This window comes from Lutimaribacter degradans, assembly GCF_023703375.1.
Taxonomy (GTDB): domain Bacteria; phylum Pseudomonadota; class Alphaproteobacteria; order Rhodobacterales; family Rhodobacteraceae; genus Lutimaribacter; species Lutimaribacter degradans.
The window spans coordinates 496,222-508,927 of the sequence record NZ_JAMQGO010000001.1 but is presented as its reverse complement, the minus strand read 5'-3'; the positions used below and the strand labels follow the sequence as shown (position 1 = coordinate 508,927).

The window sequence follows — 12,706 nt, the reverse complement described above, 5'->3', positions numbered from 1 at the left end:
AGTGTGATCATGCCTTTTTCAGGGTGTCGGATGGTTTGTTCTTCGATGCGGTATCCATTTGCGCTTCCTGCCAGTGGCGGTTTGTAGTTGGCATAGCCTGCGCCAGTAGCGCTGCTCAGTCTCCGCTATCATCAAAAAGTGACGGCTGCCCTCGCGGAGTTTCCCCTGTGGTAAAATCGCCCAGAAGCGCCTTAATTGCGTCAGGTGCCAGCGGCTCCGCGAGCTTATCCCCGTTGAACTCTAATACCCGCAAGACACGACGATTTTTCGGCCTTCCGTCAGCAACCTGAAAGGCCCACTGTACTTTGAGGTTGTCCAAGACCTCAACATGCAAATCCTTCCGTTTCACCAGACGCCAGAACTCGGCGTCTTCGATCACAAAATAGCAGTCACGCCGGATGGAATCCTTGCCCTTCCACTGGCGTGCCTTCTGGTCTTCCTCATCCCAGTTCGGCGAAGTCACATAGATGCTTTCAATGGTGACAGTCCATTCGGGCGGCTCATCGTCTTTTTCTTTCCGGGCGGGTTTTTGGGTACGCTCTGGAAATTGGTTGCGCGGGATCGGAAAATCATCTTCTTGCGAAAAACCTATGCGCTTCACATCGCGATCTTCGATGCACGCTGTGTAGAACTCTGCACGCGCGTCCAGCGCGTCGGGAAGGTCACCAATTTCCATACCGATTTTGGTCAGTTCATCGTTACTCTTTTCGAGCATACCTCGCGTCATTGCGACAACGATCCTCGCACCAGACCGGCACGCGGCCTCTTCGTCTTCCGGTACTGACCGCGGCTCCACAGAATCGCTCGTGCCCGGCGTCTCTTCACCTTCCGGCTTTGCGGGTTCTTTGTTGCTTTGAATTTGTTCGCGATGGTCTCGTCCGATTTCTTGCGCCCATTCAGCAGGGGGCTTACCGGTCAAGCCTTCAACGTAAGCGGAACCTACATCGCTATTCATGAACGCGAAAACCGAAGCGACGCCGCCGCTGACCCACAGAGCTAGCTTCGACAAAAAGCTGCCATCTTCCGGGGGCAGCACAATCAGTTCGTATTCCAAAGTACCTTGGAAGAATGTGGCGTCTAGCGCCTCGATGACCTTCCTCGCGCTCTCCGCAGTTGCAATAAAGGTGTCCAGCCTCAGGAAGTGGTCGTCTACATCGAAGTGAATGAACAGGCGATCCGAACGCGCGTCAAACTCCCATGGTGATACTACAGTCATTAAATGGTCACCACCTCTGCCTCTGGCTGAAAGCCTAGACCGGCCACAGCCATGTGGGCAACAATTCTTTTCGAAATCAGGCGCTTAGGCCGCTATCGCGGCCCCCACAGTGTATTTGCCCCTGCATTCGAGGATTTTGCAGGCAAATACACGCCAAATACATTGCCGTAAAATCGCATAATTTCAGTAAGTTATGGAGGTTTTGTGCATCTGTGTATTTGTGCAGGACATGCCAGCCTCCATTGTAAAGACCCCCTCCCCCTATGGCGGAACACTCCCGAAGGGGGAGGGTCATTTTTCTTATGAATCCGGCACCCTTTCGAAATACACAAATACACTAAACGCCCTCAAACCCCTTATTTTTATAGTCGAAACGCTTGTGTATTTGCCGTGTACTTGGGTGTATTAGTGTATTTGGCCCTGCGGGCAGCCCTCGCTAACCCAAATGCGAAGGGTAGGAAAAAGGCCGCTTATGCGGCCCCTACCCAAAACGCTATGCGGCCTTCGCTCGTTCCCGCACTTCCTTCAGGAGTGCATGCCTTTCGGTTTCATCCATGGTCGCCCATGCGTCACGCTCGGCGTCCGTCATACTGCGCCAGCCGCGCGGGCGTCCGATACGGCGGACGTTCGAAGCTTCCACCTTCAGCTTCTCCTGACGCTCTACAAGTCGCCAAATTACCCCACCGCTACCACGCCCCGCGAAGACAAGGGAAACAGCGATTTCACGTCCGTTGTACTCAACATTGAGCGTGCTGTCCTTTGCCTGCGCCAGATAGTTTCCAAAGCTCTTCGGTGAATAATCATAGTCGCTGAGGGCGTCGCGCCTGAGGCGCAGCGGCAACGTAATCTCCCGATCTGCGACAAGCGCAAGAAGCCCGTCTTCACCTGATGCCTTTGCCTCCATGCTAACCGGCGTCAGCGGGTCGTGCGCCGCTTCATACCAAGCCTGAATAAGGCTCTGCATCGGATTTCCTTCGCCACCGGTCACAACCGCAAGTTCTTCGCGATTGCCCTGAAACCGGGTAAGCCCGGCTGCTTCCAGAATTCCGCCAACGGTCCAATGCCAGCGTTCGAATGATGCCAGCGGCCTATCGCTCGCATTCTTCTGACCGCTCTGAATCCAATGCTTCACCAGCGTGAGGCAGGCGCCAATAATTTCGCCGCGATGCTGACGAATGTAGCTCTTGAAATCTCCCTGCACCTTGAACGTGGACGGGTCGCGTTCGCCGGGCTTCGCCATCTTCGCATCAAGCTTGATGAGGCTGATACGACGCTGCAACTCGGGCGAAAAGCCGGGGTTAATGCCGGTCCAGACCGTCGCAGAAGCATTCCGTACAGTGCGCTCGCCGGTCCGCCCAAGAATGCGGTCGGTCCACTCGCGTGACGTCAGGAATGACGCAATCGTTGCCGAGTCCATTTCCCCGGCGACGTTGTCGTACACAAGGAAGTTCTTCAGCGTCTGCAATGCGGTGAACAGAGCCTTACGGCGCTCATCTTCGTTCCGCGAAAGCGGCGGACGCAGGTCCGTCTTTCCGTCAATTACAAGCTGGCAAGCCTCTGCCAGCAGTGATGCACCCGTGCCGGGGGCGGGCTTCGTCAGAAGGTGCGCGGGCACCACGTCGTCAATGATCGGGGAGACGAAGGGGGTAAGCAACAGGCCAATGAAGTTGGTCAATGATGCACCGGGATTGGCGATATTCTCAGCACGCGAACAACCATCAAACGGGAAGTCTGCGAACAGGTCCACCAGATAGGCCGCCGCGTCCTTCGCCGCCGCCTCATCCACCTTATCCACGGCGGGCACCGTAAGGTTGGGGTCCGGACAATAAAGCAAGCCCGATGCCTTATCATATCCCGGCGTCTGGATGAGCTTGCCGTCCTTGGTAAAGGTCGGAACCGTGACAATCTTTTCCAGCGGCGAAAGCGGCAACGCCGGGTCCGCAAAAAGATGCTCCGCAACTTCCTTCGGTGCTGCGGCGCTAACGTAATCGCTATCCCCCCGCGTCTTCCGGAAGGGGGCATGCATATTCAGTTCGTGATTGAACGACTTCTGAGTCAGAATCTCGATACGCGCCTCGCCCGTGGGCATTTCAGGAATACGGACGATTTCGGACCCATGGCGGAACAGTCGGGGCTTGCTACCCCGGTTGCCCTTTTCAAGACAATCGCGCCCATAGGACCAAAGGTCGTCAAAGCCGTTCACATCAATGACGTTATCATCTTCGCTCTTCATGCGCTTGCGACGCCGCGCCGCTGCCCGCTCGCATTCTGCAAGGTTACGCGCAGCGTCAAGAAAGTTGGACGTATACTCAGGCCAGTTTTCCTTGAGAATGCGCTTAACACGGCCCTTTTCAATGTCGCTCGCGCCCGCCGCATCAAGCTGGGCAAAAAGCAGCACAAGCTGATTGTCTGCCAGAGCCGTGATCTTCAGACGGCCCTTGGAGTCCCGCTTCGTCAGCCGTTCCATCGCGGCTTCCGGGTCCATCGCTTCTGCGTTGCTAACCTTCATAGCGTCGCTGCCAGTCAGCCGCTCGCGCAGCTTCCTCGCACCGGGCGACATACGCACCTTTCCAAGTGAAGGAAGCGGCGTCCCATCATCTTCGATCACGGAGTCTTCAAAATCACTCATACTGTCTTCTCCTTGCAGTCATTTCATTTTTCGGTCTCCTTTCTGGACTGTTCATTCGGCCCCATCCTGTGAGGCGACGGGCGGTGACAGAACAGACAACGTCACGGCCCCGTCCACGTTTTCGGTGGATTGATATGTGTAGTAGTTGCCCGCTAACGCGGGCCTTCACTAGTTCGCTAAGCCCCAGCGGCGCGCCATTCGCGCACAGCAGTTTCTGCCGCGCGCTCGGCAACGTTCCACGATGCGTCTTCATCCCAGCCACTGTGTAAGGCCATAAATGCCGCATCCCATGCAGCCGACTCCCCTGCACCCCTTAGGTCTTCTTCGTGCTCCTCTTCTGTCTCATTTGGATATGAGGGAAGAGCATAAGTCGCTGCGCCACCGGCAATGTCGGAGAGTGTGTCGCGGTAGGTATCGGCGGTGCGATAGAGGTCCTGCACCCATTCCACCGCACCCGGTGACATGTGGGGAAGCATGGCACGCCGCCACCACGGTCCTGCGTCAAACAGACTTGCCGCGAGGGGCATATCACCTTCGGCAAGCGCCGCTTCGATCTCTGCGGCGCGGGCCTGTACGCGCTTGGGATTACGACCGCCCATTATCCCGCCTCCCCAGCCAGTTCGGCAACCTTCCCGGCGAGGTGGCGCAAGGTTTCTGCCCGTTCCCGCGTGAGCGGGTAGAGTGCCAGATTTGCCATTTCATCGGTCAGGCGGATCAACCGCACTTCGTGTTCTTCGTTTGTCAACATTTAGTATGCCTCCTTCGATGTGGTGCCCCTAAATATCAGCGATTCTTCGTCTGGCAAGTGGGCATGGAATTCCGCACATCATACTGAAACTGAACTGAAATTCCCGTTTCCGCTTGAAGCTGAAAAAGCCACTTTCACGAAGCGCAGCTTCAAGCCGAATTTACACAAGATGTAGGCGGTTGGCGGGCGGCGTAACCTACGGACTGTCGCTGACTTGGAAACGGACCGTTCTAAGAGTAGTCGTCCACGACCTCTTCCATCTGTTCCGCGAAAACCTCCGGAAAGGTGAACTCGCCGGGGCGGCTGTTTCCAGCACCAATAGCCCACTGTTCGGGACAAGGCTGGAATCCTGCGCGCTTCAGGACGGCACGGGCGAGATGCGTTCCGAGAGTATCGGACAGCCATTCAAACGAAACGCGCATACCGCGACCGCGCGCCCGGCGGGCAAGGTCGCTGAGCTTATCGGCAAGCTCCTGTACGAGGTCATCATCGAAGGTGGCGTCAGACAGCGCCATGTCCATATCCCTTTGAGATTTCCCACTCAAAGCGCTGGGCAACCTGTTCCAAAACGAAGCTGTCTAGAGTGCCCGCGTCCCGCGCCATTGCCATCTTTCGTGCGCGGGGAATTTCTGCCAGAACCTCGTTCTTCAACCGCTCGCGCAGGTCGTCATCAGATGCTGCCAACGAGCGCTGCGACAGTTCGCAACGGCTGACCGCTTCGCGCGCCCAGCGCCCCCAACCGTTTGCGTCGGAAGGCAGTTCTACCACCGTAGCGCCCTCAAGATGCGCCAGCACTTCAGGACGCAGGATTACCTCCCGCACCAGCTTTTCTGCCATGATGGTTGAGAGACGGCTTCCATACTCCCGCGCAAGCGACAACGCCAAATTCTGCCGCACCTTTTCCAGCCTTTCAGCCTGCGGCTGCGTAAGGCCGCGCTCCAGATTTTCAACGTGATTCAGGTCGTAGGTGCCCATGGATAATTTCCCTTTTCAAAAAGTGAGCGGATGTAGAAAGTGTCCGTGAATCCCGCGTCCTTGACGCGCGGAAGGACAACGCTGATCGTGTAGAGCTTCTCCCTGCCACCGCCGTTAGCGCTAGGTGAAGCGAAGGCGCAAGGAAGCGGATAAGGTCGGTTCAGAAGGCGTCTCGCCGCATGATAAGAGATGCCAAGAGCCTCGCCGACCTGACTCGTGCTGAGCATGTCAGGCCTCATGTTTTATTGATGAAAGAAAGCGCCCCCGGCGCTTTGGACAGCACCCCCGATGCTGGCCTACTCTTCTATGATACCATAGGTTCGATGCCCGACCAAATCTGAGCGGTCAAACGGTTCAGGCCATTTGCAATGCTATTTGCGTGATGCGGCTTGTCTTGCCTTGGGAAGAAAAAGGCCCGCCGTTAGGTCGGAAGGCCTTTCCGCTGACGCAGGCCTAAGAAGCTCAGATGACGAGCGCCGCTACAGTCACGAGTCGGGGGCAACCATGCTGCTACAGCACCTGACTTTCGCGTAGCATAATTGTAGCAGTAGCAGATTTTCCAAAGAATCCAATACTCAGAGAGCCTGATTTTTTATTTTATTTCAACTTGGTGCGGGTGGAGGGACTTGAACCCCCACGCCTTGCGGCGCCAGAACCTAAATCTGGTGCGTCTACCAATTTCGCCACACCCGCACGACGCGCCGCCAGGCCCTTGATTTACAGGGCACAACGCTTGCGCCGCGCCCTCTTAGCAAACCGTGACGCGCGATGCGAGTGGAAAAATTGTTGCACAACCGGCCGGGGCAAAGCCCAGAAAAATCGCGACAACGGCGCAATTCTGCCTTAATGTGATGAAAAAAATCGAGGCAGTAACATAGCAGGATTAAGCCCATGGAACCGAAAACGGTCGGGCGTGAAACGGTCATTGACCGTTTGGCACGCGAAATCGAATTCTCTGGTCTTCTCGCAGGCGCCATTGTCATGACGCTCGACGGTGAAATACCCGTCGAACACTTGGCAGACGGTGACCGCATCATCACCCGCGACACCGGAATGTCGGTCATACGCAAATTGCGGTACAAGACCATCACCTGCGATGTCGTGTCGATCATGGCCGGATCGCTGGGGCACACCCGCCCCGAGCGTGATGTGACCATGCCGGCCGACCAGCGCATGCTGATCCGCGACTGGCGGGCCGAGGCGATCGCCGGCCAGAAACAGGCGCTGATCCCGGCGCGGCAACTGGTCGATGGCGAGTTCGTCTGCCTGCATGAAAAGCAGACCGTCACCGTCTACGAGATCGAGCTGGACCGCGCGCAGGTGATCTATGCCGACGGGCTGGAAATGGTCAGCTACATCCGGGCAGAAGAGTTGTCGCGCGTCGCCTGACCCCCGGCAGATTCACATGCGTTACCCGGGGCCGATGACAGGCACCGGGCTGCTCCCTTTCCGATCAAAGCCCCAACGCGCGGAACACTTTCGGCAATTGCTCGGGCAGATCCTCGGCGATCAGGCCGGGGCCGAAAACCCGCGCCGTTTCCACGTGCAGCCAGGCGGCGGTTTCCGCGGCCTCCATCGGGGGTAACCCCCGGGCCAGCAACCCGGTGATGAACCCGGCCAGCACATCGCCCGACCCGGCCGTGGCCAACCATGGCGCGGCGCGGTCGTAACAGGCGGCGTTCACGCTGCACGCCCCATCGGGCGCGGCGATCACGGTGTCGGGCCCCTTGAGCACCACCACGCAACCGGCGCGCCGGGCTGCCGCACGCGCGGCATCGAGCCGGGAAAAGACCGTGCCCTTTTCGCCTTGGGCGGTCAGCCTTTCGGCCAGGTCAGGAAACAGCCGTGCGAATTCGCCCGCGTGGGGCGTCAGCACGCAGGTTTCGTGCAACAAGGCGAATAACGGCGCGTGCTTCGCGACAAGCGTCAGCGCATCCGCATCCAGCACGCAGGGTCGCGCACTGGCCAAAGCCGCCCCTGTCAGCGCGGCCTTTTCATCACTCAAACCCAACCCCGGGCCAAGGCACAGCGCGTTGAGCCGCCGATCGTTCAGCATCCGGTCAAGCCCGGCGGCATCCTCGATCCGGCGCAGCATGACCGCGGTGACCTGGCTTGCCACTTCCATCTGCGCCGCACCGGGCACGCCCAGCGTGACCAGCCCCGCCCCGATCCGCAATGCGCCTCGCGCCGCCAGCCGCGCCGCGCCCGTGCGGCCTGCGCCGCCCGACAGGATAAGCGCGTGACCGCTGGTGTACTTGTGGCCGTGATCCGCCTTTCCAAGGCGACCACGCGGCCCTTGCACCAGGGTGGGCGCCGGTTCCACCACACCGGCCGCAAGGCCGATATCGCATACCACCAGTGCACCGCATGTTTGCGGCCCGTCCGCAAGGTAGTGACCGATCTTGGGCTTGTGAAATGTCACGGTCAACAAGGCCGGGAAGGCGCCGCCCAGGTCGCGGCCCGTCTCGGCCTCGATCCCGGTGGGAATATCCACGGCAACCGCCGGTTTTCCGTTCGTGATACAGTGCCGGGCCAGGCTGCGCCTGACCCCCTCCGCGTCTTGGCCGGCCATTGCGCGTGACAGGCCGATGCCAAAAACCGCATCAACCACCAGGTCGCAGCGCCCCCCGATCGCATCCGCGATTTCCCTGACATTCCAGGGGGCAGTCGTGCCAAGGGTTTGCCACCGCGCGTGGTTGCTGCGCGCATCCGGCGGCAGCTTTTCGGGGTCGCCATAAAGAAACAACGTGACCTGCCAGCCATGATCCGACAGCAACCGCGCCACCACGAAACCGTCGCCGCCATTGTTGCCCGGCCCGCACAGTACCACGGCGTGACCGGAGGCCGCCGCCAGCGCGGGCCATGCCTCGAACACCGCTTCGACCACGCCTCGCCCGGCACGTTCCATCAACTCCAGCCCGGTCACGGCGTCGCTGTCGATGGCGGCCCGTTCGATGGCGCGCATCTGCGCCGCGCTCAGTAATTCCGTCATGCCTGGCCCTTCCCGATTCAATAACGCCAACTTCCTGGGCGGTGCGCACAAAATTTAAGCAACTGCCTTGCCCGAAACGCACGCACCCGGCTGCCCGTGGCATATCCGATTGTCGCCCCAGACCGGAAGTGATCTGACCCTAACCCAAGACACGAGGGGCGAGGAGGCCGCGATGAAGAAAATCGAAGCGATCATCAAACCGTTCAAGCTGGACGAGGTGAAAGAAGCCCTGCAAGACGCAGGCATCCAGGGTCTGAGCGTGATCGAAGTCAAGGGCTTCGGCCGCCAGAAGGGCCACACCGAGCTTTATCGCGGCGCCGAATATGTCGTGGATTTCCTGCCCAAGGTGAAGATCGAGGTTGTCCTCGACGACGACCAGGTCGATGCCGCGATCGAGGCGATCATCGACGCCGCCAAGACCGACAAGATCGGCGATGGCAAGATCTTTGTCAGCCCGGTTGAACAGGCGATCCGCATCCGCACGGGCGAATCCGGCTCGGACGCCCTGTAACCGCTGCAACAGAATGTGGCGTAGGGCCAAGGGCCCCGCGCGCAACCCCAACTATCCAATGAAAGGGAAATACCGGTATGAGCAACACTGTTCTGACCATGATCAAGGAAGAGGACATCGAGTATGTCGACATCCGCTTCACCGACCCGCGCGGCAAGCTGCAGCATGTGACGGTGATGGCCGACCAGGTCGACGAGGATTTCCTCGAAGAGGGTTTCATGTTCGACGGCTCCTCCATCGCGGGCTGGAAGTCCATCGAGGCCTCGGACATGAAATTGATGCCCGATTGCGATAGCGCCTATATTGATCCGTTCTACGCCGAGAAAACGCTGTGCGTGCATTGCTCGGTTGTCGAGCCCGACACCGGCGAAGCCTATGACCGCGACCCGCGCGGCACCGCCGAAAAGGCCGAGGCCTACCTGAAATCTTCAGGCGTCGGCGACATCTCGTACTGGGGCCCCGAGGCCGAATTCTTCCTGTTCGACGACGTGCGTTTTTCCAACAGCATCAACAAGGTGTCCTACGAAGTCGACGCGCTCGACGCGTCGTGGAACACGGACACCGAGTACGAGATGGGCAACACCGGCCATCGTCCGGGCGTCAAGGGCGGCTATTTCCCTGTGAACCCGATCGACGACGGCCAGGACATCCGCAGTGAAATGCTCTCCACCATGAAGCGGATGGGCATGAAGGTCGACAAGCACCACCACGAGGTGGCCTCGTGCCAGCACGAGCTGGGGCTGATCTTCGGGTCGTTGACCCAGCAGGCAGACGAGCTGCAGAAATACAAGTACGTGATCCACAACGTGGCGCAGGCCTACGGCAAGACGGCCACGTTCATGCCCAAGCCGATCTACGGCGACAACGGCACCGGCATGCATGTCAACATGTCGATCTGGAAAGACGGCAAGCCGCTTTTTGCCGGCGACAAGTATGCCGACCTGAGCCAGGAAGCGCTGTGGTTCATCGGTGGCATCCTGAAGCACGCCAAGACGCTGAACGCCTTCACCAACCCATCGACCAACAGCTACAAGCGCCTGATCCCCGGTTTCGAGGCCCCCGTGCTGCGCGCCTATTCTGCCCGCAACCGCTCGGGCTGCGTGCGTATCCCGTGGACGGAAAGCCCCAAGGCCAAGCGCGTCGAGGCGCGTTTCCCCGACCCTTCCGCCAACCCCTACCTGTGCTTCGCGGCGCTCTTGATGGCCGGGCTTGACGGTATCAAGAACAAGATCGACCCGGGCGAGGCGATGGACAAGAACCTTTATGACCTGCCCGCCGAAGAGCTGGAAGGCATTCCCACCGTCTGCGGCTCGCTGCGCGAGGCCATTGACGCGCTCAAGGCCGATCACGAGTTCCTGCTGGCCGGCGACGTGTTCACCAAGGACCAGATCGACGGCTATATCGACCTGAAAATGGAAGAGGTCGAACTGTACGAGCACACGCCGCACCCCGTCGAGTTCGGCATGTATTACAGCTGCTGATCGCCGCACCGGCATGATTGGAAAGGGGGCGCCCGTCGGGGCGCCCCTTTTTTCTTGAACGGCGCGGGCAAATTCCATGAAAATGCGCCCGGTCTGCCACGCCGCCGCCTCGGTTGTGCAGCAGTCTTGCCAAACAAGAGCTGACCGAACGAGGGGCCCAGAGACTCGCAATGAGCCACGAACCCGATGCGGCGCTGACCGCACATCTGTTATACCCGCCACGGGCCGCGCTGCCCGAGACCGCCGCCTTCGCGGGGCGCCTGTCGCGCGCGGTGGAACGCTTCGGGCTGTCGCTGGACCACGAGACCGGCGATGAACCCGGCCTGCATTGGTTTCGAAATGCGCGGGTGTGCCTGTCACTGTGGCGTCACCAGCACCCCTGCCCGCCCGAGGCCCTGTCCGAGGCGCTGGACGCGCCCTACCTGGCCGTGAAATCGCCGCAACTGGCCGCCGATGTTGCAGCCCATGGCCAGCATATCGTGCTGCGTGTCGCCCCTGCGGCCGCGCCCGCGGACCCGCTGCCGTGGCATTTGCAACTGCTGTTGCTGCACCGCGCCCTTCTGGCGTTGAGCGAAACCTGCCCGCCCGCAGCGGTGCATATGGGCCTGTCCCGCATGTTGTTCACGCCCGACGAGATCGCGCAAACCCGCGACATGGCCCTGCCCCTGCCCCTGTGCCTTGCGCCGCTGCCCATCGCCGCGCCCGACGTGCCCGTGGTGGCGGGCATCCTGCCGCCGCTGGGGCTTGTTCTGCAGGGGGCCGAACGGTTTTGCGAAAAGCCGCTGGTGCTGGCCCCTTCGACCTTGGCGCTGGCCGACGGGTTCGCTTTGGCCGCGCGGCTTTTGCGCGATCACGCCGCGGGCCTGGCCCCGTTGCACGATGGCACGGTTCTGCACGATCCGCAGGCCGGCCCCATCCACCTGCGCCACAGCCCACCCGACACTGGCGCCGAGAAGGGCCGCATCCTGATCGGGCTGGGCGCGCCGCCGGATGACAGCGCATTGCGCGCCCGCCCCCTTTCGGCACAGGCCCTGCGACCGCAAGGGCCAAAGGCCCGTTCGTCGCCCCCCCGGCCCGGCGACAACCTGTTGAACAAGGCGGTTGGCCTGGCGCTGTCGCCCAACGGGCTGGTGGTGATTTTCGGCATTGCCGCGTTCCTTGCCATCAGCCACGGCGCCGCAAGCTGGATCGACTCACAGTCAGAAATGCTGCGCATGTCGCTGGAGCGTTAGCGGCCGACCGAACATCTTTGCGTGAAAGCGGGATTGGCGCTACCCTTGCAAGGTCAGTTGCCATTTTCCTTTTGCACAAGGGTTTTTCCACATGCGCCGATTTTTGTTTTCACTATTCCTGGTCGGCTTGTCATTGCCCGCGGCAGCCGCGCCCTGTGGCAACAGCGCGGCCGGGTTCGACGCCTGGAAGGCTGACTTTGCCACGACCGCGCAACGCGCGGGCGTCGGGCAACGCGGGCTGCAGGCACTGGCCAGCGCACGGTATGCCACCGGAACCATCGCGGCCGATCGCAACCAGAAAAGTTTTCGCTACAGCCTGGAAAAGTTCATGCAGATCCGCGGCGCGGCGACGATCGTCAGGCAGGGCCGTCAACGCAAGGCGCGCGACGCCCGTTTCTACGACGCGCTGGAAAAACGGTTCGGCGTGCCGGCGGGCGTGATCATCGCCATTCACGGCATGGAAACCGGGTTCGGGGGCTTCATGGGCGATAGCGCGGTCGTGTCGGCCATCGTGACGCTGGCCTATGATTGCCGCCGCTCGGATTTCTTCATCCCGCACGCGCTTGGTGCGCTGCAACTGGTCGACAAAGGGTCGATCACCGCGACGACACGCGGCGCCAAGCATGGCGAACTGGGCCACACCCAGTTTCTGCCGGGCAACGCGCTGAAATACGGGGTCGATGCCAATGGCGATGGCCGTGTCGATTTCTACGATCAGTCCGATGCGCTTGCCTCGACCGCGCATTACCTGCGTCAGAAAGGCTGGCAGCCCGGGCAACCCTATCACAAGGGCACGCATAATTACCGTGTGCTGAAGGAATGGAACGCCGCCTCGGTCTACCAGGAATCGCTGGCCATCATGGGCGCGCAGATCGACGGCTAGGCCCAGCTGCCCTGCCCCGCTCAAGGCTTTGGCGCCGCA

The 12,706-nt window shown here is 60.4% G+C and carries 12 protein-coding genes and 1 tRNA gene; 5 read left to right on the top strand and 8 right to left on the bottom strand.

Features of this window, described 5'->3' with window-relative positions:
* Window positions 1–115 precede the first annotated feature (115 nt).
* From M8744_RS02505 to M8744_RS02475, 7 genes are all read right to left on the bottom strand, one after another.
* Window positions 116–1,216 carry a hypothetical protein gene (locus tag M8744_RS02505; RefSeq protein WP_251408897.1) on the bottom strand — a complete coding sequence of 367 codons (1,101 nt, stop codon included), beginning with the start codon at window positions 1,214–1,216 and terminating at the stop codon, window positions 116–118.
* A 493-nt stretch (window positions 1,217–1,709) separates the two neighbouring features.
* Window positions 1,710–3,845: a hypothetical protein gene (locus M8744_RS02500; RefSeq protein WP_251408894.1), complete on the bottom strand. Its 2,136-nt coding sequence runs from the start codon at window positions 3,843–3,845 to the stop codon at window positions 1,710–1,712.
* A gap of 176 nt (window positions 3,846–4,021) precedes the next feature.
* Window positions 4,022–4,444: a hypothetical protein gene (locus tag M8744_RS02495; protein WP_251408891.1), complete on the bottom strand. Its 423-nt coding sequence runs from the start codon at window positions 4,442–4,444 to the stop codon at window positions 4,022–4,024.
* Window positions 4,444–4,593 (bottom strand): hypothetical protein, encoded by a 150-nt coding sequence (locus tag M8744_RS02490; protein ID WP_251408888.1) that lies wholly within the window; start codon window positions 4,591–4,593, stop codon window positions 4,444–4,446. Before M8744_RS02490 ends, M8744_RS02495 begins: the two co-directional genes overlap by 1 nt.
* A 230-nt stretch (window positions 4,594–4,823) precedes the next feature.
* On the bottom strand, window positions 4,824–5,108 hold the full coding sequence (locus M8744_RS02485; RefSeq protein ID WP_251408885.1) for a hypothetical protein: 285 nt from the start codon (window positions 5,106–5,108) through the stop codon (window positions 4,824–4,826).
* Window positions 5,095–5,568: a hypothetical protein gene (locus tag M8744_RS02480; protein ID WP_251408882.1), complete on the bottom strand. Its 474-nt coding sequence runs from the start codon at window positions 5,566–5,568 to the stop codon at window positions 5,095–5,097. The genes M8744_RS02485 and M8744_RS02480 overlap by 14 nt, the downstream gene beginning before the upstream one ends.
* A gap of 608 nt (window positions 5,569–6,176) precedes the next feature.
* Window positions 6,177–6,261, bottom strand: a tRNA-Leu gene (locus M8744_RS02475).
* A gap of 198 nt (window positions 6,262–6,459) precedes the next feature.
* Between M8744_RS02475 and M8744_RS02470 the strand changes: the two genes are divergently transcribed.
* Window positions 6,460–6,957: a Hint domain-containing protein gene (locus tag M8744_RS02470; RefSeq protein WP_251408879.1), complete on the top strand. Its 498-nt coding sequence runs from the start codon at window positions 6,460–6,462 to the stop codon at window positions 6,955–6,957.
* 64 nt (window positions 6,958–7,021) lie between these two features.
* Here the strand turns inward: M8744_RS02470 and M8744_RS02465 are convergent, their stop codons facing one another.
* Window positions 7,022–8,560, bottom strand: coding sequence for an NAD(P)H-hydrate dehydratase (locus M8744_RS02465; protein WP_251408875.1), 1,539 nt, complete (start codon window positions 8,558–8,560; stop codon window positions 7,022–7,024).
* 172 nt (window positions 8,561–8,732) lie between these two features.
* On the opposite strand from M8744_RS02465, the gene M8744_RS02460 reads away from it, so the two are divergent.
* From M8744_RS02460 to M8744_RS02445, 4 genes are all read left to right on the top strand, one after another.
* Entirely contained in the window at window positions 8,733–9,071 is a 339-nt protein-coding gene (locus M8744_RS02460; RefSeq protein ID WP_251408872.1) for a P-II family nitrogen regulator, read from the top strand.
* 77 nt (window positions 9,072–9,148) lie between these two features.
* Entirely contained in the window at window positions 9,149–10,552 is a 1,404-nt protein-coding gene (glnA, locus tag M8744_RS02455) for a type I glutamate--ammonia ligase (protein ID WP_251408868.1), read from the top strand.
* A 170-nt stretch (window positions 10,553–10,722) separates the two neighbouring features.
* On the top strand, window positions 10,723–11,784 hold the full coding sequence (locus tag M8744_RS02450; protein WP_251408864.1) for a hypothetical protein: 1,062 nt from the start codon (window positions 10,723–10,725) through the stop codon (window positions 11,782–11,784).
* Between the two features lie 91 nt (window positions 11,785–11,875).
* Entirely contained in the window at window positions 11,876–12,667 is a 792-nt protein-coding gene (locus M8744_RS02445; protein ID WP_251408861.1) for a lytic murein transglycosylase, read from the top strand.
* Window positions 12,668–12,706: the final 39 nt, after the last annotated feature.

Coding starts and splice junctions, on each gene's coding strand:
- M8744_RS02505 (WP_251408897.1), bottom strand. CDS start 1,216: ATGACTGTAGTATCACCATGGGAGTTTGACGCGCGTTCGGATCGCCTG.
- M8744_RS02500 (WP_251408894.1), bottom strand. CDS start 3,845: ATGAGTGATTTTGAAGACTCCGTGATCGAAGATGATGGGACGCCGCTT.
- M8744_RS02495 (WP_251408891.1), bottom strand. CDS start 4,444: ATGGGCGGTCGTAATCCCAAGCGCGTACAGGCCCGCGCCGCAGAGATC.
- M8744_RS02490 (WP_251408888.1), bottom strand. CDS start 4,593: ATGTTGACAAACGAAGAACACGAAGTGCGGTTGATCCGCCTGACCGAT.
- M8744_RS02485 (WP_251408885.1), bottom strand. CDS start 5,108: ATGGCGCTGTCTGACGCCACCTTCGATGATGACCTCGTACAGGAGCTT.
- M8744_RS02480 (WP_251408882.1), bottom strand. CDS start 5,568: ATGGGCACCTACGACCTGAATCACGTTGAAAATCTGGAGCGCGGCCTT.
- M8744_RS02470 (WP_251408879.1), top strand. CDS start 6,460: ATGGAACCGAAAACGGTCGGGCGTGAAACGGTCATTGACCGTTTGGCA.
- M8744_RS02465 (WP_251408875.1), bottom strand. CDS start 8,560: ATGACGGAATTACTGAGCGCGGCGCAGATGCGCGCCATCGAACGGGCC.
- M8744_RS02460 (WP_251408872.1), top strand. CDS start 8,733: ATGAAGAAAATCGAAGCGATCATCAAACCGTTCAAGCTGGACGAGGTG.
- glnA (WP_251408868.1), top strand. CDS start 9,149: ATGAGCAACACTGTTCTGACCATGATCAAGGAAGAGGACATCGAGTAT.
- M8744_RS02450 (WP_251408864.1), top strand. CDS start 10,723: ATGAGCCACGAACCCGATGCGGCGCTGACCGCACATCTGTTATACCCG.
- M8744_RS02445 (WP_251408861.1), top strand. CDS start 11,876: ATGCGCCGATTTTTGTTTTCACTATTCCTGGTCGGCTTGTCATTGCCC.